Here is a 20,606-nt window from a genome sequence, read left to right as displayed (position 1 = left end):
TTACAGCTTCATCAGTGAGGCGTCGTCGACCGAGGCCGAGTGGCGGGACCGGTAGACCATGACGATGATCGCGAGCCCGACCACGACCTCGGCGGCGGCGACGACCATGACGAAGAACGCCAGGATCTGGCCGTCGAGATTGCCGTGCATCCGGGAGAACGCGACCAGCGCGAGGTTGCTGGCGTTCAGCATCAGCTCGATGCACATGAACACGACGATGGCGTTCCGCCGCAGCAGGACCCCGCAGGCGCCGAGGGTGAACAGCAGCGCCGCCAGATACAGATAGTTGTCCGGGCTCACCGGTTCTCCTCCCCGGACTCTTCGCTGTCCTTGGTGCCGCCGTTGACGGTGGCCACGCTCGTGCCGTTGCCGTTGCCGTTGCCGTTGCCGTTGCCGTTGGCCTCACCGCCGCCGTTCACGTCGCCGTTGATGCCGTGCTGGCGCGGCTGACCGTGGTAGGTGGCGGTCCGCTGTTCCAGCGCGGTCAGGTCGCGCAGCGCCTCGCGGTGCACCTCCCGGATCTGGCCGCGTCCGCGCAGGGTGGCGCTGACGCTCAGCTCGGAGGGGGTGCCGTCGGGCAGCAGGCCGGGGATGTCCACCCCGTTGTGCCGCGCGTACACGCCCGGCGCGGGCAGCGGCGGGACGTGCGTGGCGTTCTTGATCCGGTCGATCGACTGCTCGCGCTGCGTCTTGTTGCGCTCGATCCGCTCGCGGTGGGTGAGCATGGTGGCGCCCACGGCGGCGATCGTCAGCAGGATGCCGGTGACCTCGAAGGCCACCACGTAGCGGGTGAACAGCAGCGAGGCCAGGCCCTGCACGTTGCCGCCGGCGTTCGCCTGGCCGAGGCCGGTGAACGAGCCGCCCGCGGCCTGCCCGATGCCGGCGATCAGCAGGATGCCGAGCCCCAGGCCGAGCCCGGCGGCCAGCCAGCGCTGTCCCTTGAGCGTCTCCTTCAGGGAGTCCGCCGCGCTCACCCCGACCAGCATCAGGACGAACAGGAACAGCATCATCACGGCGCCGGTGTAGACGACGATCTGCACCACGCCGAGGAAGTAGGCGCCGTTGGCCAGGTAGAACAGCGCCAGGATGATCATGGTGCCGGCCAGGCAGAGCGCGGAGTACACCGCGCGCCGCATCAGCACCGTGCCGAGGCCGCCGGCCACCGCGATCGGGGCCAGGATCCAGAACTGCACCGCCTCACCGGAGGAGGTGGAGCTCTCCGCGGCCAGGGTGGTCAGGGCGTTCATGCCCGCACCCCCGAACCGGAGTCGCCCGCGCCGCCCTTGGGGTATCCCCTGCTCGAAGAGCTTGGGTTGGGGTATCCCCTGCTCGAAGAGCTTGGGTTGGGGTATCCCCTGCTCGAAGAGCTTGGGGAAGGGTCCTGCAGCCGGGACGCCGCCGCCAGGGCGTCGTCCTCGTCCGCCGGGGGCTGCTCGCCCTTGGACCGCGCCACCTGGCGTTCGGTCCCGGGCGCCGCGGCCTTCACCTCGCCCCGGTAGTACGTCTGCTCGTCGGCGCCGGGGTAGATGGCGTGCGGCGAGTCGACCATGCCGTCCTGCAGGCCGGCCAGCAGCTCCTCCTTGGTGAAGATCAGGGAGGCGCGGGTGCGGTCGGCCAGCTCGTACTCGTTGGTCATGGTCAGCGCCCGGGTGGGGCACGCCTCGACGCACAGGCCGCACAGGATGCAGCGCAGGTAGTTGATCTGGTAGACCCGGCCGTACCGCTCACCCGGGGAGTAGCGCTCCTCCTCGGTGTTGTCGGCGCCCTCCACATAGATGGCGTCGGCGGGACAGGCCCAGGCGCACAGCTCACAGCCGATGCACTTCTCCAGACCGTCGGGGTGACGGTTGAGCTGGTGCCGGCCGTGGAAGCGCGGCGCGGTGGGCTTCTTCTCCTCCGGGTACTGCTCGGTCAGGCGCTTCTTGAACATGGCCTTGAAGGTCACGCCGAAGCCGCCCACGGGATTCCGGAACTCAGGCACCGTCGCCCTCCTTTCCTTGGGTTGCCTCGGTATCCGCGGTGTCGCTCGCCGCGACGCCCGCCGTGGGCCCGCGCGAGGGCCGGCGGGGCACCGGTGGCAGGGTCTGCCCCGGCAGCGGCGGTACGGGGAACCCGCCCGCCATCGGGTCGAACGGCTCCTCGGCGCGGTCCGCCTCCTCGGCGGCGCGCTTCTCGTCGGCGCGGTCGCGGAAGATGTCCACGACGAAGGAGACGAGCAGCAGGCAGATGACGCCGCCGACCACCCACAGGACGATGTCGCGGAAGCCGTAGCCCTCGTTCTGCATGCCGCGCACGGTGGCGACCAGCATCAGCCACACCAGCGCGACCGGGATCAGCACCTTCCAGCCGAGCTTCATGAGCTGGTCGTAGCGCACCCGCGGCAGCGAGGCCCGGGCCCAGACGAAGACGAAGATGACGGCCAGCATCTTGAGGGTGAACCACAGCATCGGCCACCAACCGGAGTTGGCGCCCTCCCAGAAGCTCAGCGGCGCCGGGGCCCGCCAGCCGCCCAGGAAGAGGGTCACCATCAGCATGGAGACGATGACCATGTGGATGTACTCGGACATCATGAAGAACGCGAACTTGATGGACGAGTACTCGGTGAGGTAGCCGCCCACCAGGTCGCCCTCGGACTCCGGCATGTCGAACGGCAGCCGGTGCGACTCGCCGACCATCGCCACCGTGTAGATCAGGAAGGACACCGGCAGCAGCACCATGAACCAGCGGTCGCTCTGCGCGTCCACGATGCCCGAGGTGGACATCGTCCCGGAGTACAGGAAGACGGCGGCGAAGCTGAGGCCCATGGCCACCTCGTACGAGATGACCTGCGCCGTGGCCCGCACCCCGCCCAGCAGCGGATAGGTGGAGTTGGAGGACCAGCCGGCCAGCACCGTGCCGTACACGGTGATCGCGGCGGTGGCCAGCACCAGCAGCAGCGCCACCGGCAGATCGGTGAGCTGCAGCACCGTGCTGGTGCCGAAGATGCTCACCGGGTCGTCGGCCGGCCCGAACGGGATGACCGCCACGGCCATGAACGCGGGGATCGTCGCCAGGGCCGGGGCCAGGATGAAGAGCACCTTGTCCGCGCCCTTGACGACGATGTCCTCCTTCAGCATCAGCTTGATGCCGTCGAACAGGGACTGGAGCATGCCCCACGGACCGTGCCGGTTGGGGCCGATCCGCAGCTGCATCCAGCCGAGCACCTTGCGCTCCATGACGATGCAGATCAGCACCGTCAGCAGGAGGAAGGCGAAGGCGAACACGGCCTTGAGCAGGATCAGCCAGAAGGGGTCACCCCCGAACATCGACAGATCCGCCTCCTGGGCGAGGGTTGTCGTACGCATCAGGCGTTCACCTCCTCAGCGGTCGTCGCGCCGATGGTGACGACGGTCCCGGGTACGGCACCGAGGTCGGAGTACACGCCGCCGCCGGTCGAGTTGAGCGGCAGCCACACGACCCGGTCCGGCAGCTCCTCGGTCACGGCCAGCGGCAGGACCAGCGATCCGGCCGGGCCGGTCACGGTCAGCGGCTGCCCGTCCGCGACCCCCGCCTCCTGGGCGGTGGCGGCGGACAGCCGGGCGACGGTGGCGTGCCGGGTGCCGGCCAGCGCCGCGTCGCCCTGCTGCAGCAGGCCCTGGTCCAGCAGCATCCGGTGCCCGGCCAGGACGGCCTCGCCGGGTTCCGGGCTGGGCAGTTCCACGGGGGTGGCGGTCGGGCCCAGCGGCAGATCGCCGCCCCACGGCTCCAGTCCGTCGATCTCGGCCCGGATGGTGGGCAGATCGGGCAGCCCGAGGTGGACGTCCATGGCGTCCGCGAGCATGTTCAGCGCGCGGGAGTCGGTCTGCACCAGGCGCCGCGTCATCTGGTCGGGCTTCACGGCGGGCTCGAACGGCCGTACCCGGCCCTCCCAGTTGAGGAAGGTGCCGCCCTTCTCCACCACGGCCGCCACCGGCAGCACCACGTGGGCGCGGTCGGTGATCTCGGAGGGCCGCAGTTCCAGCGACACGAGGAACCCGTCGGCGGCGACGGTGTCCAGCGCCCGCCGGGCCAGCGCCGGATCGGGCAGATCCGCCACCTCGACCCCGCCGGTCACCAGCGCGCCGATCTCCCCGGCGGCCGTGGCCTCGATGATCGCCCCGGTGTCCCGGCCCGGCCGGTCCGGCAGCGCCGCGACGCCCCAGGCGGCGGCGATCTCCCGGCGGGCCCGCGCGTCGTCGGCCGGCCGTCCGCCGGGCAGCAGCCCGGGCAGCGCGCCGGTCTCGATGGCGCCCCGCTCACCGGAGCGGCGCGGGATCCACACCAGCCGCGCCCCGCTGGAACCGGCCAGTGCCACGGCGGCGGTGAACCCGCCGGTGACCCCGGCCAGCCGCTCGCCGACCACGATCACCGCGCCCTCGGCGCCGATCGCCTCGCGCGCCGCGCTCCCGTCCGGGCCGAGGCCGGAGCCGGAGGCCAGCGCCTCCAGCCACGCCGTCTCGGTGCCCGGCGCGGCCGGCAGCAGCGTGCCGCCGGTCTTCGCCAGGCCCTTGGTGATGTGCCCGGCCAGCGAGAACACCCGCTGCCCGTGCTTGCGGTGCGCCTTGCGCAGCCGCAGGAAGACGCTGGGCGCCTCCTCCTCCGACTCGAAGCCCACCAGCAGCACGGCCGGCGCCGCCTCCAGCGCCCGGAAGGTCAGCCCCTCGGTGCCGTCCAGATCGACGCCGCGCCCCGCGACCTGGGAGGCGAGGAACGCCGCCTCCTCCGCGCTGTGCACCCGGGCCCGGAAGTCGATGTCATTGGTGTGCAGCGCGACCCGGGCGAACTTGGCGTACGCGTAGGAGTCCTCGACGGTCAGCCGGCCGCCGGTGAGCACCGCCGCGCCGCGCCGCGCCCCGGCGGTCAGCCCGCGCGCCGCCGCCTCCAGCGCCTCGGGCCAGCTGGTCTGCTCCAGCTCGCCGGTCTCCGCGTTGCGCACCAGGGGCATCGTCAGCCGGTCGCGCTGCTGCGCGTACCGGAAGCCGAACCGCCCCTTGTCGCAGATCCATTCCTCGTTGACCTCGGGGACGTCCTCGGCCAGCCGGCGCATGACCTTGCCGCGCCGGTGATCGGTGCGGATGCCGCAGCCCCCGGCGCAGTGCTCGCACACGCCGGGCGAGGACACCAGGTCGAAGGGCCGGGAGCGGAAGCGGTACGCCGCGGAGGTGAGCGCCCCGACCGGGCAGATCTGGATGGTGTTGCCGGAGAAGTAGGACTCGAAGGGATCCCCCGCGCCGATGCCCACCTGCTGGAGCGCGCCCCGGTCCACCATCTCGATGATCGGGTCGCCCGCGATCTGGTTGGAGAAGCGGGTGCAGCGCGCGCACAGCACGCACCGTTCGCGGTCCAGCAGCACCTGGGCGGAGAGCGGGATGGGCTTCTCGAAGGTCCGCTTGCGGCCCTCGAACCTGGTCTCCGGATCGGCGGTGGTCATCGCCTGGTTCTGCAGGGGGCACTCGCCGCCCTTGTCGCAGACGGGGCAGTCCAGCGGGTGGTTGATCAGCAGCAGTTCCATCACGCCGCGCTGCGCCTTCTCGGCGACCGGCGAGGACAGCTGGGTCTTGACGACCATGCCCTCGGTGCAGGTGATGGTGCAGGACGCCATCGGCTTGCGCTGGCCCTCGACCTCGACGATGCACTGCCGGCAGGCGCCGGCCGGGTCGAGCGCGGGATGGTCGCAGAACCGGGGGATCTCGATGCCGAGCTGTTCGGCGGCGCGGATCACCAGGGTGCCCTTGGGGACCGAGATCCCGATGCCGTCGATCGTGAGGGAGACCAGGTCCTCCTCCGCGGGCCTGGCGGCCTGCCCACCACCGTTCTTGGCGTCGGTGGTGACCGTCATGCCTTCACCTCCACAGATGCGTTCGCGTCGTCATCCGCCCAGACGGTGGACTTGGCGGGGTCAAAGGGGCAGCCGCGCCCGGTGACGTGCTGTTCGTACTCCGCGCGGAAGTACTTGAGCGACGAGAAGATCGGCGAGGCCGCTCCGTCCCCGAGGGCGCAGAACGACTTGCCGTTGATGTTGTCCGCGATGTCCGCGAGCTTGTCGAGGTCGCCGGGGCGGCCCTTGCCCGCCTCGATGTCGCGCAGCAGCTGCACCAGCCAGTACGTGCCCTCGCGGCACGGGGTGCACTTGCCGCAGGACTCGTGCGCGTAGAACTCGGTCCAGCGGGTGACGGCGCGCACCACGCAGGTGGTCTCGTCGAAGCACTGGAGTGCCTTGGTGCCGAGCATGGAGCCGGCGGCGCCGACGCCCTCGTAGTCCAGCGGCACATCGAGGTGTTCGTCGGTGAACATCGGGGTGGAGGAACCGCCCGGGGTCCAGAACTTCAGCCGGTGCCCGGGGCGCATCCCGCCGCTCAGCTCCAGCAGTTCGCGCAGCGTGATGCCCAGCGGCGCCTCGTACTGGCCCGGCGAGGCCACGTGCCCCGAGAGCGAGTAGAGCGTGAAGCCGGGGGACTTCTCGCTGCCCATCGACTTGAACCAGTCCTTGCCCCGGTCCATGATCGCGGGCACCGAGGCGATGGACTCCACGTTGTTCACCACGGTGGGGCTGGCGTACAGACCCGCGATGGCGGGGAACGGCGGGCGCAGCCTGGGCTGTCCGCGCCGGCCCTCCAGCGAGTCGAGCAGCGCGGTCTCCTCACCGCAGATGTACGCGCCGGCCCCGGCGTGCACGGTCAGCTCCAGGTCCTTGCCGGGCCCCAGCGCGTCCTTGCCGAGCAGCCCCGCCGCGTACGCCTCGGCCACCGCGGCGTGCAGCCGCCGCAGGACGGGGACCACCTCGCCGCGCAGGTAGATGAAGGCGTGCGCGGAGCGGATCGCGTAGCAGGCGATCACGATGCCCTCGATGAGGGAGTGCGGGTTGGCGAACAGCAGCGGGATGTCCTTGCAGGTGCCCGGCTCCGACTCGTCGGCGTTGACGACGAGGTAGTGCGGCTTGCCGTCGCCCTGCGGGATGAACTGCCACTTCATGCCGGTGGGGAACCCGGCCCCGCCGCGGCCGCGCAGTCCGGAGTCCTTGACGTAGGCGATGACCTCGTCGGGCTCCATGTCCAGTGCCTTGCGCAGGCCCCGGTACCCGCCGTGCGCCCGGTAGGTGTCCAGGGTCCAGGAGTCCGGCTCGTCCCAGAAGGCGGACAGCACGGGGGACAGCAGCTTCTCGGGCCCCGAGTGCTGGACGTCCTTGGCAGCGGTGGTCATCACTCGCCCTCCTCTGCGGTGGGTCCGGCCGCGTGGTGCGGGTCGGAGGCCGAGGTCTGCTGGGGCGCGTCGTGCGAACTGGGGGTACCGGCCGGCTCCTCGCCCGCGGGGGCGGAGCCGCGCTGGGTGACCACCCGGCCGGGACCGGCCTCGCCCTTGGCGAGCCGCAGCCCGGCGAGCGAGGCGGGGCCCGCGCTGCCGCCGGCGGCGGTGGCGCCCGGCCGCTCGTCCGGGAATCCGGCCAGCGTGCGGGCGGTCTTCTTGAAGTCGCACAGCGGCGCGCCGCGGGTCGGCACCACCTTGCGGCCGGCCCGCAGATCGTCCACGAGCCTCTTGGCGGACTCGATGGTCTGGTTGTCGAAGAACTCCCAGTTGATCATCACCACGGGGGCGAAGTCGCAGGCCGCGTTGCACTCGATGTGCTCCAGGGTGACCTTGCCGTCCTCGGTGGTCTCCCCGTTGCCCAGCTCCAGGTGCTCCTGGAGCGCGGAGAAGATGGCGTCCCCGCCGAGCACCGCGCACAGGGTGTTGGTGCACACCCCGACCTGGTAGTCGCCGGAGGGCTTGCGCCGGTACATGGAGTAGAAGGTGGCCACCGCGGTCACCTCGGCGGTGGTCAGCCCGAGCACGTCGGCACAGAACCCCATGCCGGTGCGGGTGACGTACCCCTCCTCCGACTGCACCAGGTGCAGCAGCGGCAGCAGCGCCGAACGGGAGTCCGGGTAGCGGCCGATGATCTCGCGGGCGTCCGCGGTCAGCCGCTCCCGTACCTCGTCCGGGTAGGCGGGCGCGGGGAGCTGGGGCATCCCCAGCTGGACGTCCGTCATCGGTCGACTCCTCCCATCACGGGGTCGATGGAGGCCACCGCGACGATGACGTCGGCGATCATGCCGCCCTCGCACATCGCGGCGGTCGCCTGGAGGTTGGTGAAGGACGGGTCGCGGAAGTGGACCCGGTAGGGGCGGGTGCCGCCGTCGGAGACCATGTGCACGCCGAGTTCGCCCTTGGGGGATTCCACGGCCGTGTACACCTGGCCTGGCGGGACCCGGAAGCCCTCGGTCACCAGCTTGAAGTGGTGGATCAGGGCTTCCATGGAGGTGCCCATGATGTTGCGGATGTGGTCCAGCGAGTTGCCGAGCCCGTCGGGGCCGAGTGCCAGCTGCGCGGGCCAGGCGATCTTCTTGTCGCCGACCATCACCGGGCCCGGCTCCAGGCGGTCGATGCACTGCTCCATGATCTTCAGCGACTGGTGCATCTCCTCCAGGCGCAGCAGGAAGCGGCCCATGGCGTCGCAGGTGTCGGTGGTCGGCACCTCGAAGTCGTACGTCTCGTAACCGCAGTACGGCTCGGACTTGCGCAGGTCGTGCGGGAGTCCGGCGGAGCGCAGCACGGGCCCGGTGGCGCCCAGCGCCAGGCAGCCGGCCAGGTCCAGGTAGCCGACGTCGGTCAGCCGGGCCTTGAAGACGGGGTTCCCGGTGCAGAGCTTGTCGTACTCGAGGAGGTTCTTCTTCATCTTGCGGATGAAGTCCCGCAGCTGCTCGATGGCGCCGGGCGGCAGGTCCTGGGCGAGCCCGCCGGGGCGGATGTACGCGCTGTTCATCCGCAGGCCGGTGATGAGCTCGAAGATGTCCAGGCAGTGCTCGCGGTCCCGGAAGCCGTAGATCATCACCGTGGTGGCGCCCAGCTCCATGCCGCCGGTGGCGATGGCCACCAGGTGGGAGGAGAGCCGGTTCAGCTCCATCAGCAGCACGCGGATGACGGTGGCCCGGTCGGGCACCTCGTCCGTGATGCCGAGCAGTTTCTCGACGCCCAGGCAGTAGGCGGCCTCATTGTAAAAAGGGGTCAGATAATCCATCCGCGTGACGAAGGTGGTGCCCTGCGTCCACGTCCGGTATTCAAGGTTCTTCTCGATGCCGGTGTGCAGATAACCGATCCCGGCGCGTGCCTCGGTGACCGTCTCGCCGTCGATCTCCAGGATCAGCCGCAGCACCCCGTGGGTGGACGGGTGCTGGGGACCCATGTTGACGATGATCCGCTCGTCGTCGGCCCGCTGGGCCACGGCTTCGGTGAGCTCGTCCCAGTCACCGCCGCTGACGGTGTAGACGGTCCCCTCGGTGGTCTCCCGGGCCCCGGCCGACGCCGTCGCCCGGGGCGGGGTCTGGGTGGTGTGGGATGTGGACATCAGCTGTACGACCTCCGCTGGTCGGGAGCCGGAATCTGGGCGCCCTTGTACTCGACGGGGATGCCGCCGAGCGGGTAGTCCTTGCGCTGCGGGAAGCCCTGCCAGTCGTCGGGCATCATGATCCGGGTGAGCGAGGGGTGGCCGTCGAAGACGATGCCGAAGAAGTCGAACGTCTCGCGCTCGTGCCAGTCGTTCGTCGGGTAGATGTCGACGACGGACGGGATGTGCGGGTCGGCGTCCGCGACGGAGACCTCCAGCCGGATCAGCCGGGTGTGGGTGATCGAGCGCAGGTGGTAGACGGCGTGCAGTTCCCGGCCGGTGTCGGCGGGGTTGTGCACCCCGCTCACCCCGGTGCACAGCTCGAACCGCAGCGCGGGGTCGTCCCGCAGGATCCGGGCGACCTGGGGCAGATAGGCGCGGGCGATGTGGAAGGTCAGCTCGTCGCGGTCGACGACGGTCTTCTCGATCGCCGTCTCCGGGTCGACCCCCTGCTCCTCCAGTGCGCCCTCCAGCTCGTCGGCGACCTCGTCGAAGTACCCGCCGTAGGGGCGGGAGGAGGCGCCGGGCATCCGGACGGTGCGCCGCAGTCCGCTGTAACCGGAGGTGTCCCCGCCGTTGTTGGCGCCGAACATCCCGCGCCGCCGGGCGATGGTCTCCCCGGTGTTCCCGCGCGGGGCCGGCACTCCGCCGGCGCGCTCGTCGTCGGTCCGCCCGTGCGGGCCGCTCGTGGCGTCGCTCATCGCAGCAGCCCCTTCATCTCAATGGTGGGGAGGGCCTTCAGCGCGGCCTCCTCCGCCTCCCGGGCGGCCTGCTCGCGGTTGACGCCGAGCTTCTCCTCGCGGATCTTCTGGTGCAGTTTCAGGATCGCGTCCATGAGCATCTCGGGACGGGGCGGGCATCCCGGCAGATAGATGTCGACCGGCACCACGTGGTCCACGCCCTGCACGATCGCGTAGTTGTTGAACATTCCGCCCGAGGAGGCGCAGACCCCCATGGAGATGACCCACTTGGGGTTGGCCATCTGGTCGTAGACCTGGCGCAGCACCGGCGCCATCTTCTGGCTGACCCGCCCGGCCACGATCATCAGGTCCGCCTGCCGCGGCGAGCCGCGGAAGACCTCCATACCGAAACGGGCCAGGTCATAGCGCCCGGCCCCGGTCGTCATCATCTCGATCGCACAGCAGGCCAGGCCGAACGTGGCCGGGAAGACCGACGACTTCCGCGACAGCCCGGCCAGCTGCTCGACGGTGCTCAGCAGGAATCCACTGGGAATTTTGTCTTCGAGACCCATGGGAACGCCCTTCCTGGGTTTGTCATGTATCAGGCCCGCGACGGCTTCCGCCGGCTAACTCAGTCCCATTCGAGTCCTCCCCGGCGCCAGTCATAGGCGTAGGCGACACCGATGAGGCCGACGAAGACGGCCATCTGCGCGAGCCCGAACATCCCCAGTGCGTCGAAGTGCACGGCCCAGGGATAGAGAAAGACGATCTCGATGTCGAAAATGATGAAGAGCATCGCCGTCAGGTAGTACTTCACCGGGAAACGGCCACCACCGGCGGGCTGCGGGGTCGGTTCCACTCCGCACTCGTAGGCGGACAACTTGGCCCGGTTGTAGCGCTTGGGACCGACGATCGATGCGAGCACCAGGGACATCACGACGAAGCCGGCCCCGAGGGCCCCCAGTACGAGGATGGGAACGTACGCGTTCACCGCACCTCGCTCCTTCCAGTCAACGGCGACTGCTAGCGATGAAGATCAGATCTATGTGAGTCAGTTCACAAGGCTGGTGAGCATCCTAAGCCCGCACCCTGTGACCTTCGACACTGGGTCACCGACGAAGTTTGTGATCTCTCCCACCCGACGAAGGCGACGAAGCCAAGGTAAGCCACCCCACTGACACGGAACGCGACGTACCCGATACGCCCCGCCAAATCGGGAGGTGCCGGGGCACCGGAACAAGCCGCGGTCTCTACCACTACGTGTGAGATACAGGCAAATTCGCAGGTGAAACAGGTATCTGGTATATGCCGAGCAGTGCCTGACATATCCCTGACCACCGTCGTCCTGCTCTGCCTCGCCGCCGCACTCGCCGGCTGGATCGACGCCGTGGTGGGCGGCGGCGGGCTCCTGTTGCTCCCCGCCCTGCTCATCGGCCTGCCGCAGCACGCCCCGACCTACGCGCTCGGCACCAACAAGGCGGTGGCCATCACCGGCACCTCCATCGCGGCCCTCACCTACACCCGCAAAGCACCGGTGGATCTGCGCCTCGCCGTCCGGCTCGGCGGCCTCGCGACACTGTCGGCGGCCGGCGGCGCACTGTTCGCATCCGCAGTGAACAAAGAGGTCCTGCAGCCGCTGATCATGGTCGTGCTGCTCGGAGTGGCGGCATTCGTCGTCTGGAAACCGCGGTTCGGTACGACCGTGGACGACCGCGCGGTGACCCGGCGGCGCCGGTGGCTGGCCCTGGCGGTGGCCGGGGTGGGCATCGCCTTCTACGACGGCCTGATCGGCCCGGGAACCGGCACCTTCCTGGTCATATCCCTGGTGGCGATCCTCCACCTGGACATGCTCAACGCCTCCGCGACCGCCAAGGTCGTGAACGTCGGCACAAACCTGGGCGCCCTGCTGGGCTTCGCCGCCCAGGGCACCGTCCTGTGGAAACTGGCCGCCGTCATGGCCCTGTTCAACATGGCGGGCGGCTGGATCGGCGCCCGCATGGCGCTGCGCCGGGGCAGCGGCTTCGTCCGGGCGATCCTGCTCGTGGTCGTGACGGCGCTGGTCGTCCGGCTGGGGTACGACCAGTGGTGGTCGTGACGTGCGCCACGACGGGTGCCACCTGACGCACCGACAGATTGCCCAGGGGTCCACCGCGTGCTAGCCAATGGGGCATTCCGGACAACGCCCAGCACAAGGGCCCGCCCTCCCGCTACGCATATGCCCGGACCCCGGGGAGCAAAAAGGACCAAATCCCCCATTCAAAACCTCGCTTACGGCATCTGTGTCCCACGCCACAACAATTGAGAACAACCGGACATCACTGGTACGGATGATGTCCATGTCCCCAATCCGTTACCGAGGCCGGCACCGCAAGCCGTCCCGTGCCAGCACTCTGATACGCGGCGGAGTCCTCTCCGGCGTGGTCGGCACCGTCGCCGTCACCGGCGCCGCCGCGCCCGCCCACGCGGCCGAGGACCCCGTGGAGACCACCGCCGAACTCCGCGCGCTGAACGAGATCCTGTCCACCTCCACCAGCGAGGCGGCCCAGGCCACCGAGGCCTACGCCGACCTGACCGGCCTGCGCCACGAGCACGCGGACGCCGAGCGGAAGGCGTTCACCACCGCCCAGCGCGCGGCGGCCGAACTGCGCGCCGAGGAAGAGGCGCAGGCCGAGGCCGAGGCCGAAGCGGCCCGCCTGGAGGCCGAGGCCCAGGAAGCCGCCGCGGCCCGCGAGGCCGAGGAGGCCGCCGCCTCCCGTTCCGCCGAACGCAGCACCCTGGCCGCGGCGTCCGCCCCGGCGGCCACCGAGTCGGCCCCCGCACCGGCGAGCGGCAGCGCCGCGGCCGTCATCTCCTTCGTCCAGTCCCAGCTGGGCGACGCCTACGTCATGGGCGCCACCGGCCCGGACGCCTGGGACTGCTCCAGCCTGGTCCAGGCCGCCTACGCCTCGGCCGGCATCTCCCTCCCGCGCACCTCCCAGCCGCAGTCCACCTCCGGCACCCAGGTCTCGCTGAGCAACCTCCAGCCCGGCGACATCCTGTACTGGGGCAGCGCGGGCAGCGCGTACCACGTGGCGATCTACATCGGTGGCGGCCAGTTCATCGGCGCCCAGAACTCCTCGACCGGTGTCGTCCAGCGCGACATGGCGTGGGACACCCCCACCGGCGCGGTCCGCGTTCTCTGATCCACCCGTCGTCGTCGAGGGCCCCGGCCGGTCGGCCGGGGCCCTCGCGCGCGATGTGAGAAGCGACTCCGTACCGTCCCGGCGGCGCGCGGGTCTCCTACAGTGTCTGTCCGTGCTCTATGGCAGATCGGCGGAGTCCGCGGCGCTCGACGAGGTGATCGCGCGGGCCCGCGAAGGACAGGGCGGGGCCGCGGTACTGCGGGGCGAGGCGGGAGCGGGCAAGACGGCGCTGCTCGACGCCGCGGCCGGGCGCGGTGACGCGGCCCGCGTGCTGCGCGCCACCGGCGTCGAGGCCGAGTCGGGCCTGGCGTTCGCGGCGCTGCACCAGTTGCTGTGGCCGGTGACCGGCGCGCTGGACGAGCTGCCCGCGCCGCAGCGCGACGCCGTCCGCGCCGCCCTCGGGCTCGCCGCGCGGCCGGCGGGCGATCCCTATCCACTGGGCGCCGGTGTGCTCTCGCTGCTGGCGGAGGCCGCCGCCCCGCACGGACTGATCTGCCTGATCGACGACTTCCAGTGGATCGACCGGGCCTCGGCCCACGCACTGCTGTTCGCCGCCAGACGGCTGGGCACGGAACGGATCGCGCTGCTGTTCGCCGTGCGCGGCGACGCCCCGGTGCCCGGGGTGCCGCTGACGGTGGAAGTACGGGGGCTGCCCGAGGCCGCGGCGGCCGAACTGCTGCGGGCGCGGCACGCCGTTCCCCCCGGCGTGGCACGGGACCTCGTCGCCGCCACCGGCGGCAACCCGCTGGCGCTGCGCGAGATCGCCGCCCGGCTGACCCCCGCACAGCTCGCCGGGGCCGCCCCGCTGCCCGACCCGCTGCCCGGTGGCGCCCGGCTGTTCGGCGACCGGGTGGCGGCGCTGTCCGCCGGTGCCGGGCTGCTGGCACGGGTCGCCGCCGTGGAGACCGACCTCGATCCGGCGCTGCGCGCCACCGCGCGGCTGCTCACCGACGGCACCGACCGCGCCGCACGGTGCGCGCTGGCCGAACTGGAGGAGTCGGGTCTCGCCGGGCTCGACGGCACCCGGCTGCGCTTTCGTCATCCGCTCATCAGATCGGCGGTGTACGAGGCGGCCACCCCTGCCGGACTCCGCCACGTACACGCCGTCCTTGCGGAGCTGACCGGGGGCGACCGCCGCGCCTGGCACCTGGCCGGCGCCGCGGTGGGCCGCGACGAGCGGGTCGCCGCCGAATTGGTGGCCGCCGCACGGCGGGCGCGCGAGCGCGGCGGGTACGGCAGCGCCGCCACCGCCCTGGCCAGGGCCGCCGAGCTGACCTCGGAGCCGGGGCCCCGGGCGGTGCGGCTGAAGGACGCCGCCGTCGCGGCCTGGCTCGGGGGCCGCCCCGGGCGGGCCGAGTCCCTGCTGGCCGAGGCCCGCGAGCTGCCGGGCACGGACACCGCTCTCGCCCTGGAGATCGCCCGGCTCCGGGGCCGGTTCGAGCTGAACTCCGGCGACGCCGCCGAGGCCGTCCGCATCCTGTCCACGGGCGACAGCCTGGAGATGCTGGCCGACGCCGCGGAGGCGGCCTCGTACGTCGGGGACACCGCGGCCCTCATCGGCCTCGGGCGCAGGGCGGCGGCGCATCCGCCGGGGTTCCTGCGGGACACGGTGGCCGGGATCGGTCTGGCGCTGGACGGCGACCCGGCCGGGCCCGGCCTGTTGCGGCGGGCGCTGGAGCGGGCGCGCTCCGGCGGGCCCCGGGAGGCGGCGGAGTATCTGTGGGCGTCGGCCGCCGCGAGCCAGCTGGGCGAGACGGATCTGGCGGCCGGGATGGCGGAGCGGGCCGGACGGGTGGCCAGGGTGTCCGGGATGACCGGGCAGCTGCCCGTCGTGCTGGAGTTCGTGGCGACGGCCGAACGGCTGGCGGGCCGGCTGGCGAGCAGCCGGGCGGTCTCCGAGGAGGGCCTGGGTCTGGCGCGGGAGGCCGGCTATCCGAACACGGTGGCCGCGCATCTGGCGAACCTGGCGATGGTGGCGGCGCTGCGCGGCGCGGAAGAGGAGTGCGAACGGCTGGCGCGGGAGGCGCTGGCCATCGCCGTACCGCACCGGGTGGGCCTGCGGGTGGGGGTGGCCGGGTACGCGCGGGCGCTGCTGGATCTGGGCCTGGGGCGGCACGCGGCGGCGCACGAGCGGTTCACCGCCCTGACGGCGGCGGGCCCGGGCGCCGGGTCGCCCGCCGTGGTGTGGCGGGCGGCGCCGGACCACATCGAGGCCGCCATGGGTGCGGGCGAGGAGGCGGCGGCGCGGGCGGTGCTGGCGGCGTACGAACGGTCCTCGGCGCACGCCACGACGCCCGAGACCCGGGCGGTGCTGGCCCGTTGCCGGGGGCTGGTCCGCTCCCGCGAGGAGGACTTCGCCGAGGCGCTGCGGCTGCACACCAATGCGTTCGAGGCGGCCAGGACGGCGCTGCTGCTGGGCGAGCGGCTGCGCCGCGCGCAGCGCCCCGGGGAGGCCAGGGCCCATCTGCGCGGGGCGTGCGAGACGTTCGAGCGGGCGGGCGCCGGGCCGTGGGCGCGGCGCGCCCGGGGTGAGCTGCGGGCGGCGGGCGAGGACGGCGGGGCGCCGGTCCCCGCCGTGCTGGACGCGCTGACCCCGCAGGAGTCGCGCATCGCGGGCCTGGTGGCCGAGGGGCTGTCGAGCAAGCGGATCGCCGCCCGGCTGTTCCTCAGCCCGCGCACCGTCGAGTACCACCTGTACAAGATCTATCCGAAGCTCGGCATCGGCTCCCGTACGGAACTGGCGCGCCTGATGGTCCTGGCGACCGGTAGTTCTACGGAAGGCACCGGGGCCGGAGCGGGACAGACTCTGCGGCATGAGTGATGTGCGTGTGTGGAGCGAGGAATTCGGCGTGGCGACGGACGCGCCGATCCTGTTGATCATGGGGTCGATGTCGCAGGGCGTGCTGTGGCCGGACGCTTTCGTCGGGCGCCTCGTCGCCGGTGGCCGCCGGGTGATCCGGTACGACCACCGGGACACCGGGAAGTCGGACACCGTCGACTTCGCGGCGAACCCGTACACCTGGAAGGACATCAAGAACGACGTCCACCGCGTGCTGGACACCCACGGACTGGAGAGCGCGCATCTGGTGTGCCACTCGGCGGGCGGGCTGCTGGGCCAGCTCATCGCGGTGGAGCGGCCGGAACGGGTGCGCTCGCTGACGCTCATCGGTTCCTCGCCGCTGGGCGGCGGCGAGGGGCGGGTGCTCCTGCGGGCGCTGACGGGAGAACCGCAGGAGGAGGGCAGCCTGCCCGCGCCGGCACCGGAGTTCACGGCCTTCTACCGCACGTTGATGGCCGTCCCGCCGCCCGGGGACCGGCGCGCGCGGATCGACGGCATGATCGCCGAGCAGCGTGTGCTGCACGGCACCGGGCTGCCGTTCGACGAGGACGCGGCGCGCCGGCTCCAGGAGCGGATCCACGACCGGGCCAACGACCTGTCGGCGGTAGTCAACCACCGGCTGGCCGCGGCGGCGGACCCCGGCTTCGAGCCGGAGGGCGTGCTGCACCGGGTGACGGCGCCGACGCTGGTCATCGAGGGCAGTCACGAACCGGTGAAGCCGGGCCACGGGGCGGTCATCGCGGAGCGGATCCCGGGGGCGCGGCTGCTGATCGTGGCGGGCATGGGCCACACCCTGCCGCCCGAGACGCACGAGGAGCTGGCCGCCGCCGTCCTCGCGCACACGGCCGGGTGAGGCCCGGCCCGTGCGGCCGGACGGGCGCTCAGCCGGTGGGCACCGCGGTGCCGGTGACGTGGGTACGGGGCTCCCCCGGGTCCAGGGTGATCGTCAGGTCGCTGGGGCGGCCCATGTCCTCGCCCTGCCGGATCGCGATGGGGGTGCCGGCGGCCGGTGCCAGGCCGAGGACGCGCAGATAGCCGCCGAAGGCCGCCGCGGCGGCGCCGGTCGCCGGGTCCTCGACGACGCCGCCGACCGGGAACGGGTTGCGGGCGTGGAACCGCACCGGCGACGCCTGCCACACCAGGTCCACCGTCGTCCAGTTGTGCCGCCGCATCACCTCGGCCAGGGCGTCGAAGTCGTAGGAGAGGTCGGCCAGCCGTTCCCGGCCGGCCGCCGCCAGGATCAGGTGGTCGTTGCCCGCGAAGGCCACATGCGGCGGCAGCCGCGGGTCCAGGTCGGCCGCCTCCCATCCGAGCGCGCGCAGGGTGGCGCCCACCTCGGCCTCGCTCGCCGGGCGGGAACGGGTCGGCACGCTGGTGAGGGTGGCCCGTACCCGGCCCGCGCCGTCCGCCACCGTCCGCACCAGGATCTCGCCCGCGGCGGTGTCGAGGGTGAGCGGGCCGGGGCCGATCCGTTCGGCGAGCGCCACGGCCAGCGCGATCGTCGCGTGCCCGCAGAACGCCACCTCGGCGAGCGGGCTGAAGTAGCGCACCGTGAAACGGCGCTCGGCCTCGTCCCGGGCGGTCACGAACACCGTCTCCGAGTAGCCGACCTCGGCTGCGGTCGCCAGCATCGCGGCGTCGTCGAGGCCGGCGGCGTCCAGGAGGACCCCGGCCGGGTTGCCGCCGGCCGGGTCATCGGTGAACGCGGTGTAGCGCAGGGTTCCTTCGGTCATGGCCCCACGCTGCCACCCGCTCCCCCATCGCGTCCAACGATGGATTCCGATGCTCTCCATCGTGTTCGCGCATAGCCTGGCCCGATGGACACCCGCCTCCTGCGCACCTTCACCACCCTGGCCCGCACCGGCAGCTTCACCGCCACCGCCGCCGCACTGCATCTGGCCCAGTCCACGGTCACCGTGCACATCCGCACCCTGGAACGCGAGCTGGCCACCCCGCTCTTCGACCGGCTGCCCACCGGCACCGTGCTCACCGACCCCGGCCGCCGGCTGCTGGAGCGGGCCGAGGACGTCCTGGACGCCGTCGCCCGGCTGCGCGCCGACCCGAGCGTCATCGCCGGCCGGGTCACCGTCGGCGCCCCCGAGTCGCTGTGCTCGACCCGGCTGCCGCAGGTGATCGGCGCTCTGCGCGCGCGTCACCCCGAGGTGGAGGTCCGGCTGTCCGCGCGGGGCACGGCGGCGTGCGTCGAGGGACTGCTCGCCGGGCGGCTCGACCTCGCACTGCTGTTCGAGGCCGAGGTCTGCGATGTGGCGGCCGAGCCGGTCGGCCACGAACCGCTCGCCTTCCTCGGCGCCCCCGGCCACCCGCTGGCCGGCCGCCCCCGCCGCATCACCTGGGAGGAACTGGCCGCGGAGAGCTTCTTCCTGCTGGAACAGGGCTGCTCCTACAGCGATGAGCTCGAACGCCGGCTGCGGTCCGTCCCCGGCTCCCGCCCCCGGCTGACCCGCTTCGGCAGTGTGGACGCCACCCGCGCCTGCGTGGCCGCCGGCCTCGGGCTGACCCTGCTGCCGCTGGCCACCGTGCGGGAGCAGCTGCGCCACGGCGATCTGGTGCGGCTCGCCGGGCCGCCCGTCCCGGACGTCCCCGTCCAGCTGGCCCGCCACCCCCGCCGCTGGACGAGCCCGGCCGCCGACGCCTTCGCCGGCCTGCTGCGCGCCGCCGCCCCGTGAACCACCGCGCCACCGGGCGGCGCGCGGCGGCGGTCAGACGATGTCGCGGCGCAGCGGGCGCAGCAGGGCGGCCGTGCTCGCGAGCGCGGTGTAGCCGAGCAGGATCAGCGCCCCGGCCACCGGCGACAGCAGCACGACGGGATCGCTGGAGAGCTGGTCGGCCAGCGCGTCGGCCACGGCTGTGAAGTCGGTCAGCGACGCGGTCGCCCCGCCGGGCAGCCACGGGTAGAGGTGGCGGACGCCCGGGATCATCATCAGGAGCAGTTCACCCCCGTACAGATAGCCGACCACCACGGCCAGGGCCGCGATCTGGTGGCGGATCAGGGCGCCCATGCCGACGCCGAGGACCGTGTAGGCGACCATCGCGATGCCGAGCCGGGCCAGCAGTTCCAGGATGGTTCCCGTGGGCAGGCCCAGGGTGACCCCGCGGGCGGCTGCGGCGCCGAACAGCGCCACCGCCGAGGTGCCGGCCAGCACCAGCCCGTAGACCATGCCCGCCAGCCCGTACGTGAGGAGCTTGGCGGCCAGCACCCGCCAGCGGTCCGGCGCGTACAGGAAGGTGACGTTGACGGTGCGGTGCCGGTACTCCGAGGTGACGGCCACCGTGCCGATCGCGGCGGGGACGAAGGCGGTGAAACCGAGGAAGCCGAGGACGGAGCGCACGCCCTCCTCGGTGTGCAGGCCGGGCATCGGCGGGTCGAAGTTCTCCGGCCCGACGAAGGCGAGCAGGCCCATCGTCCCGCCGCCCAGGAGCGCCGCGGCGAGCAGGATGCCCAGCCACATCCGGGTGGCGAGCAGCCGGCGCAGCTCCGCGTGGATCAGGGGCTTCATGGCGTGCTCCGTCCGTCGGCGGGGGTGACGGGGCCGGTGGCGCCGGGGGGCCCGGTGAGTTCGAGGAAGAGCTGTTCGAGGCCGAGGTGTTCGGTGGTCAGGCCGTGGATGCGCAGCCCTTCGAGGGCGGCCAGGTCACCCACGCCCGCCGCGTCCAGCCCGCGCACGCGCAGGTCATGGGGGCCGAGCGCCTCCACCCGGTGGCCCGCGCCGGCCAGCGTCCTGGTCAGTTCGGGGGCGTCGGGGGTCCGGACCAGCACGGCGTGCGCCGCGCCGGCGAGTTCGGCCAGCGGGCCGGCCGTCACCAGCCGACCCCGCCCGATGACCACCACGTCGTCGGCGAACTGCTCCATCTCGCCGAGCGCGTGACTGGAGACCAGAACGGTGCGGCCCTCCTCGGCCAGCCCGCGCAGGAACGCGCGCAGCCAGGCCATGCCCTGCGGGTCCAGGCCGTTGCCCGGTTCGTCGAGCAGCAGCACGCGCGGGTCGCCGAGCAGAGCGGTGGCCAGGTTGAGCCGCTGGCGCATGCCGGTGGAGAAGGTCGCGGTCCGGCGGCCGGCGGCCTCGGTCAGGCCCAGCAGGGCGAGCAGTTCGGCCACGCGGGCATCGGGGTGGCCCCCCATCGCGGCGTAGATCCGCAGGTGGTCGCGGGCCGTGTGCTGCGGGTGGAAGGAGCCGGCGTCGAAGGCGGCGCCCACCACCGTGGTCGGGCGGGGGAGGTCGCGGTAGCGGCGTCCGCCGATCGTCACGCTGCCGGAGGTCGGGGTGATGTGACCGACCATCATGCGCATGGTGGTCGTCTTGCCGGCGCCGTTAGGGCCCAGGAAGGCCGTGACGGCGCCCTCCCGCACGGTGAAGCTGAGGTCGTCGACGGCGGTGAGGGGCCCGTACCGCTTGGTCGCCCCGCGCACCTCTATGCCGGTCATGAACGCGCCGCCGTCCGAAGCG

General features: G+C 72.3%; 19 protein-coding genes. 5 read left to right on the top strand and 14 right to left on the bottom strand.

Going from position 1 to position 20,606, the window contains the following annotated elements:
- The 11 genes from nuoK to H7827_RS17360 are packed head-to-tail and all read right to left on the bottom strand — an operon-like array spanning position 1 to position 11,110.
- Positions 1-300: an NADH-quinone oxidoreductase subunit NuoK gene (gene nuoK, locus H7827_RS17410; RefSeq protein WP_030736549.1), complete on the bottom strand. Its 300-nt coding sequence runs from the start codon at positions 298-300 to the stop codon at positions 1-3.
- Entirely contained in the window at positions 297-1,247 is a 951-nt protein-coding gene (locus H7827_RS17405; protein ID WP_432746373.1) for an NADH-quinone oxidoreductase subunit J, read from the bottom strand. Before H7827_RS17405 ends, nuoK begins: the two co-directional genes overlap by 4 nt.
- Positions 1,244-1,981, bottom strand: a complete 738-nt coding sequence (nuoI, locus tag H7827_RS17400; RefSeq protein ID WP_432746371.1) for an NADH-quinone oxidoreductase subunit NuoI — start codon at positions 1,979-1,981, stop codon at positions 1,244-1,246. Before nuoI ends, H7827_RS17405 begins: the two co-directional genes overlap by 4 nt.
- Positions 1,974-3,344 (bottom strand): NADH-quinone oxidoreductase subunit NuoH, encoded by a 1,371-nt coding sequence (nuoH, locus tag H7827_RS17395; protein ID WP_030736557.1) that lies wholly within the window; start codon positions 3,342-3,344, stop codon positions 1,974-1,976. The genes nuoI and nuoH overlap by 8 nt, the downstream gene beginning before the upstream one ends.
- Positions 3,344-5,857 (bottom strand): NADH-quinone oxidoreductase subunit G, encoded by a 2,514-nt coding sequence (locus tag H7827_RS17390; RefSeq protein ID WP_386539204.1) that lies wholly within the window; start codon positions 5,855-5,857, stop codon positions 3,344-3,346. The genes nuoH and H7827_RS17390 overlap by 1 nt, the downstream gene beginning before the upstream one ends.
- Complete coding sequence (gene nuoF / locus H7827_RS17385) at positions 5,854-7,218, bottom strand: NADH-quinone oxidoreductase subunit NuoF (protein WP_030736563.1); 1,365 nt, start codon at positions 7,216-7,218, stop codon at positions 5,854-5,856. Before nuoF ends, H7827_RS17390 begins: the two co-directional genes overlap by 4 nt.
- On the bottom strand, positions 7,218-8,045 hold the full coding sequence (gene nuoE / locus H7827_RS17380; RefSeq protein ID WP_262833714.1) for an NADH-quinone oxidoreductase subunit NuoE: 828 nt from the start codon (positions 8,043-8,045) through the stop codon (positions 7,218-7,220). Before nuoE ends, nuoF begins: the two co-directional genes overlap by 1 nt.
- A complete protein-coding gene (locus H7827_RS17375; RefSeq protein WP_200366431.1) occupies positions 8,042-9,400 on the bottom strand; it encodes an NADH-quinone oxidoreductase subunit D in 1,359 nt (452 codons plus the stop codon). The genes nuoE and H7827_RS17375 overlap by 4 nt, the downstream gene beginning before the upstream one ends.
- Positions 9,400-10,140 (bottom strand): NADH-quinone oxidoreductase subunit C, encoded by a 741-nt coding sequence (locus H7827_RS17370; RefSeq protein WP_030736572.1) that lies wholly within the window; start codon positions 10,138-10,140, stop codon positions 9,400-9,402. The genes H7827_RS17375 and H7827_RS17370 overlap by 1 nt, the downstream gene beginning before the upstream one ends.
- Entirely contained in the window at positions 10,137-10,691 is a 555-nt protein-coding gene (locus tag H7827_RS17365) for a NuoB/complex I 20 kDa subunit family protein (RefSeq protein WP_030736575.1), read from the bottom strand. Before H7827_RS17365 ends, H7827_RS17370 begins: the two co-directional genes overlap by 4 nt.
- A 59-nt stretch (positions 10,692-10,750) precedes the next feature.
- A complete protein-coding gene (locus tag H7827_RS17360; protein WP_030736578.1) occupies positions 10,751-11,110 on the bottom strand; it encodes an NADH-quinone oxidoreductase subunit A in 360 nt (119 codons plus the stop codon).
- Positions 11,111-11,434: 324 nt separating this feature from the next.
- On the opposite strand from H7827_RS17360, the gene H7827_RS17355 reads away from it, so the two are divergent.
- From H7827_RS17355 to H7827_RS17340, 4 genes are all read left to right on the top strand, one after another.
- Positions 11,435-12,214, top strand: a complete 780-nt coding sequence (locus H7827_RS17355) for a sulfite exporter TauE/SafE family protein (RefSeq protein WP_432746366.1) — start codon at positions 11,435-11,437, stop codon at positions 12,212-12,214.
- Positions 12,215-12,455: 241 nt separating this feature from the next.
- Entirely contained in the window at positions 12,456-13,301 is an 846-nt protein-coding gene (locus tag H7827_RS17350) for a C40 family peptidase (protein WP_200366429.1), read from the top strand.
- 112 nt (positions 13,302-13,413) lie between these two features.
- A complete protein-coding gene (locus H7827_RS17345) occupies positions 13,414-16,122 on the top strand; it encodes an AAA family ATPase (protein ID WP_432746364.1) in 2,709 nt (902 codons plus the stop codon).
- Complete coding sequence (locus H7827_RS17340; RefSeq protein WP_432746362.1) at positions 16,115-16,993, top strand: alpha/beta fold hydrolase; 879 nt, start codon at positions 16,115-16,117, stop codon at positions 16,991-16,993. The genes H7827_RS17345 and H7827_RS17340 overlap by 8 nt, the downstream gene beginning before the upstream one ends.
- Positions 16,994-17,021: 28 nt before the next feature.
- Here the strand turns inward: H7827_RS17340 and H7827_RS17335 are convergent, their stop codons facing one another.
- Positions 17,022-17,873, bottom strand: coding sequence for a PhzF family phenazine biosynthesis isomerase (locus H7827_RS17335; RefSeq protein ID WP_432746360.1), 852 nt, complete (start codon positions 17,871-17,873; stop codon positions 17,022-17,024).
- Between the two features lie 84 nt (positions 17,874-17,957).
- On the opposite strand from H7827_RS17335, the gene H7827_RS17330 reads away from it, so the two are divergent.
- A complete protein-coding gene (locus H7827_RS17330; protein WP_432746358.1) occupies positions 17,958-18,827 on the top strand; it encodes a LysR family transcriptional regulator in 870 nt (289 codons plus the stop codon).
- A gap of 33 nt (positions 18,828-18,860) precedes the next feature.
- Here the strand turns inward: H7827_RS17330 and H7827_RS17325 are convergent, their stop codons facing one another.
- Both H7827_RS17325 and H7827_RS17320 read right to left on the bottom strand, forming a co-directional pair.
- Positions 18,861-19,658, bottom strand: a complete 798-nt coding sequence (locus tag H7827_RS17325; protein ID WP_432746356.1) for an ABC transporter permease — start codon at positions 19,656-19,658, stop codon at positions 18,861-18,863.
- A complete protein-coding gene (locus tag H7827_RS17320; RefSeq protein ID WP_432746354.1) occupies positions 19,655-20,584 on the bottom strand; it encodes an ABC transporter ATP-binding protein in 930 nt (309 codons plus the stop codon). The genes H7827_RS17325 and H7827_RS17320 overlap by 4 nt, the downstream gene beginning before the upstream one ends.
- Positions 20,585-20,606 lie beyond the last annotated feature (22 nt).

Source organism: Streptomyces sp. JH002 (assembly GCF_050916115.1).
Classification (GTDB): Bacteria; Actinomycetota; Actinomycetes; order Streptomycetales; family Streptomycetaceae; genus Streptomyces; species Streptomyces xiamenensis.
Note: the sequence above shows the minus strand (reverse complement) of the source record. Positions and strands in the feature narration are given on the sequence as shown.

Excerpts from the sequence above, each read along its gene's own strand:
- H7827_RS17390 (WP_386539204.1), bottom strand. The coding sequence starts at position 5,857 with ATGACGGTCACCACCGACGCCAAGAACGGTGGTGGGCAGGCCGCCAGG.
- H7827_RS17375 (WP_200366431.1), bottom strand. The coding sequence starts at position 9,400 with ATGTCCACATCCCACACCACCCAGACCCCGCCCCGGGCGACGGCGTCG.
- nuoF (WP_030736563.1), bottom strand. The coding sequence starts at position 7,218 with ATGACCACCGCTGCCAAGGACGTCCAGCACTCGGGGCCCGAGAAGCTG.
- H7827_RS17325 (WP_432746356.1), bottom strand. The coding sequence starts at position 19,658 with ATGAAGCCCCTGATCCACGCGGAGCTGCGCCGGCTGCTCGCCACCCGG.
- H7827_RS17370 (WP_030736572.1), bottom strand. The coding sequence starts at position 10,140 with ATGAGCGACGCCACGAGCGGCCCGCACGGGCGGACCGACGACGAGCGC.
- H7827_RS17365 (WP_030736575.1), bottom strand. The coding sequence starts at position 10,691 with ATGGGTCTCGAAGACAAAATTCCCAGTGGATTCCTGCTGAGCACCGTC.
- H7827_RS17350 (WP_200366429.1), top strand. The coding sequence starts at position 12,456 with ATGTCCCCAATCCGTTACCGAGGCCGGCACCGCAAGCCGTCCCGTGCC.
- nuoE (WP_262833714.1), bottom strand. The coding sequence starts at position 8,045 with ATGACGGACGTCCAGCTGGGGATGCCCCAGCTCCCCGCGCCCGCCTAC.
- H7827_RS17320 (WP_432746354.1), bottom strand. The coding sequence starts at position 20,584 with ATGACCGGCATAGAGGTGCGCGGGGCGACCAAGCGGTACGGGCCCCTC.
- nuoH (WP_030736557.1), bottom strand. The coding sequence starts at position 3,344 with ATGCGTACGACAACCCTCGCCCAGGAGGCGGATCTGTCGATGTTCGGG.
- H7827_RS17335 (WP_432746360.1), bottom strand. The coding sequence starts at position 17,873 with ATGACCGAAGGAACCCTGCGCTACACCGCGTTCACCGATGACCCGGCC.
- H7827_RS17405 (WP_432746373.1), bottom strand. The coding sequence starts at position 1,247 with ATGAACGCCCTGACCACCCTGGCCGCGGAGAGCTCCACCTCCTCCGGT.
- H7827_RS17340 (WP_432746362.1), top strand. The coding sequence starts at position 16,115 with ATGAGTGATGTGCGTGTGTGGAGCGAGGAATTCGGCGTGGCGACGGAC.
- H7827_RS17330 (WP_432746358.1), top strand. The coding sequence starts at position 17,958 with ATGGACACCCGCCTCCTGCGCACCTTCACCACCCTGGCCCGCACCGGC.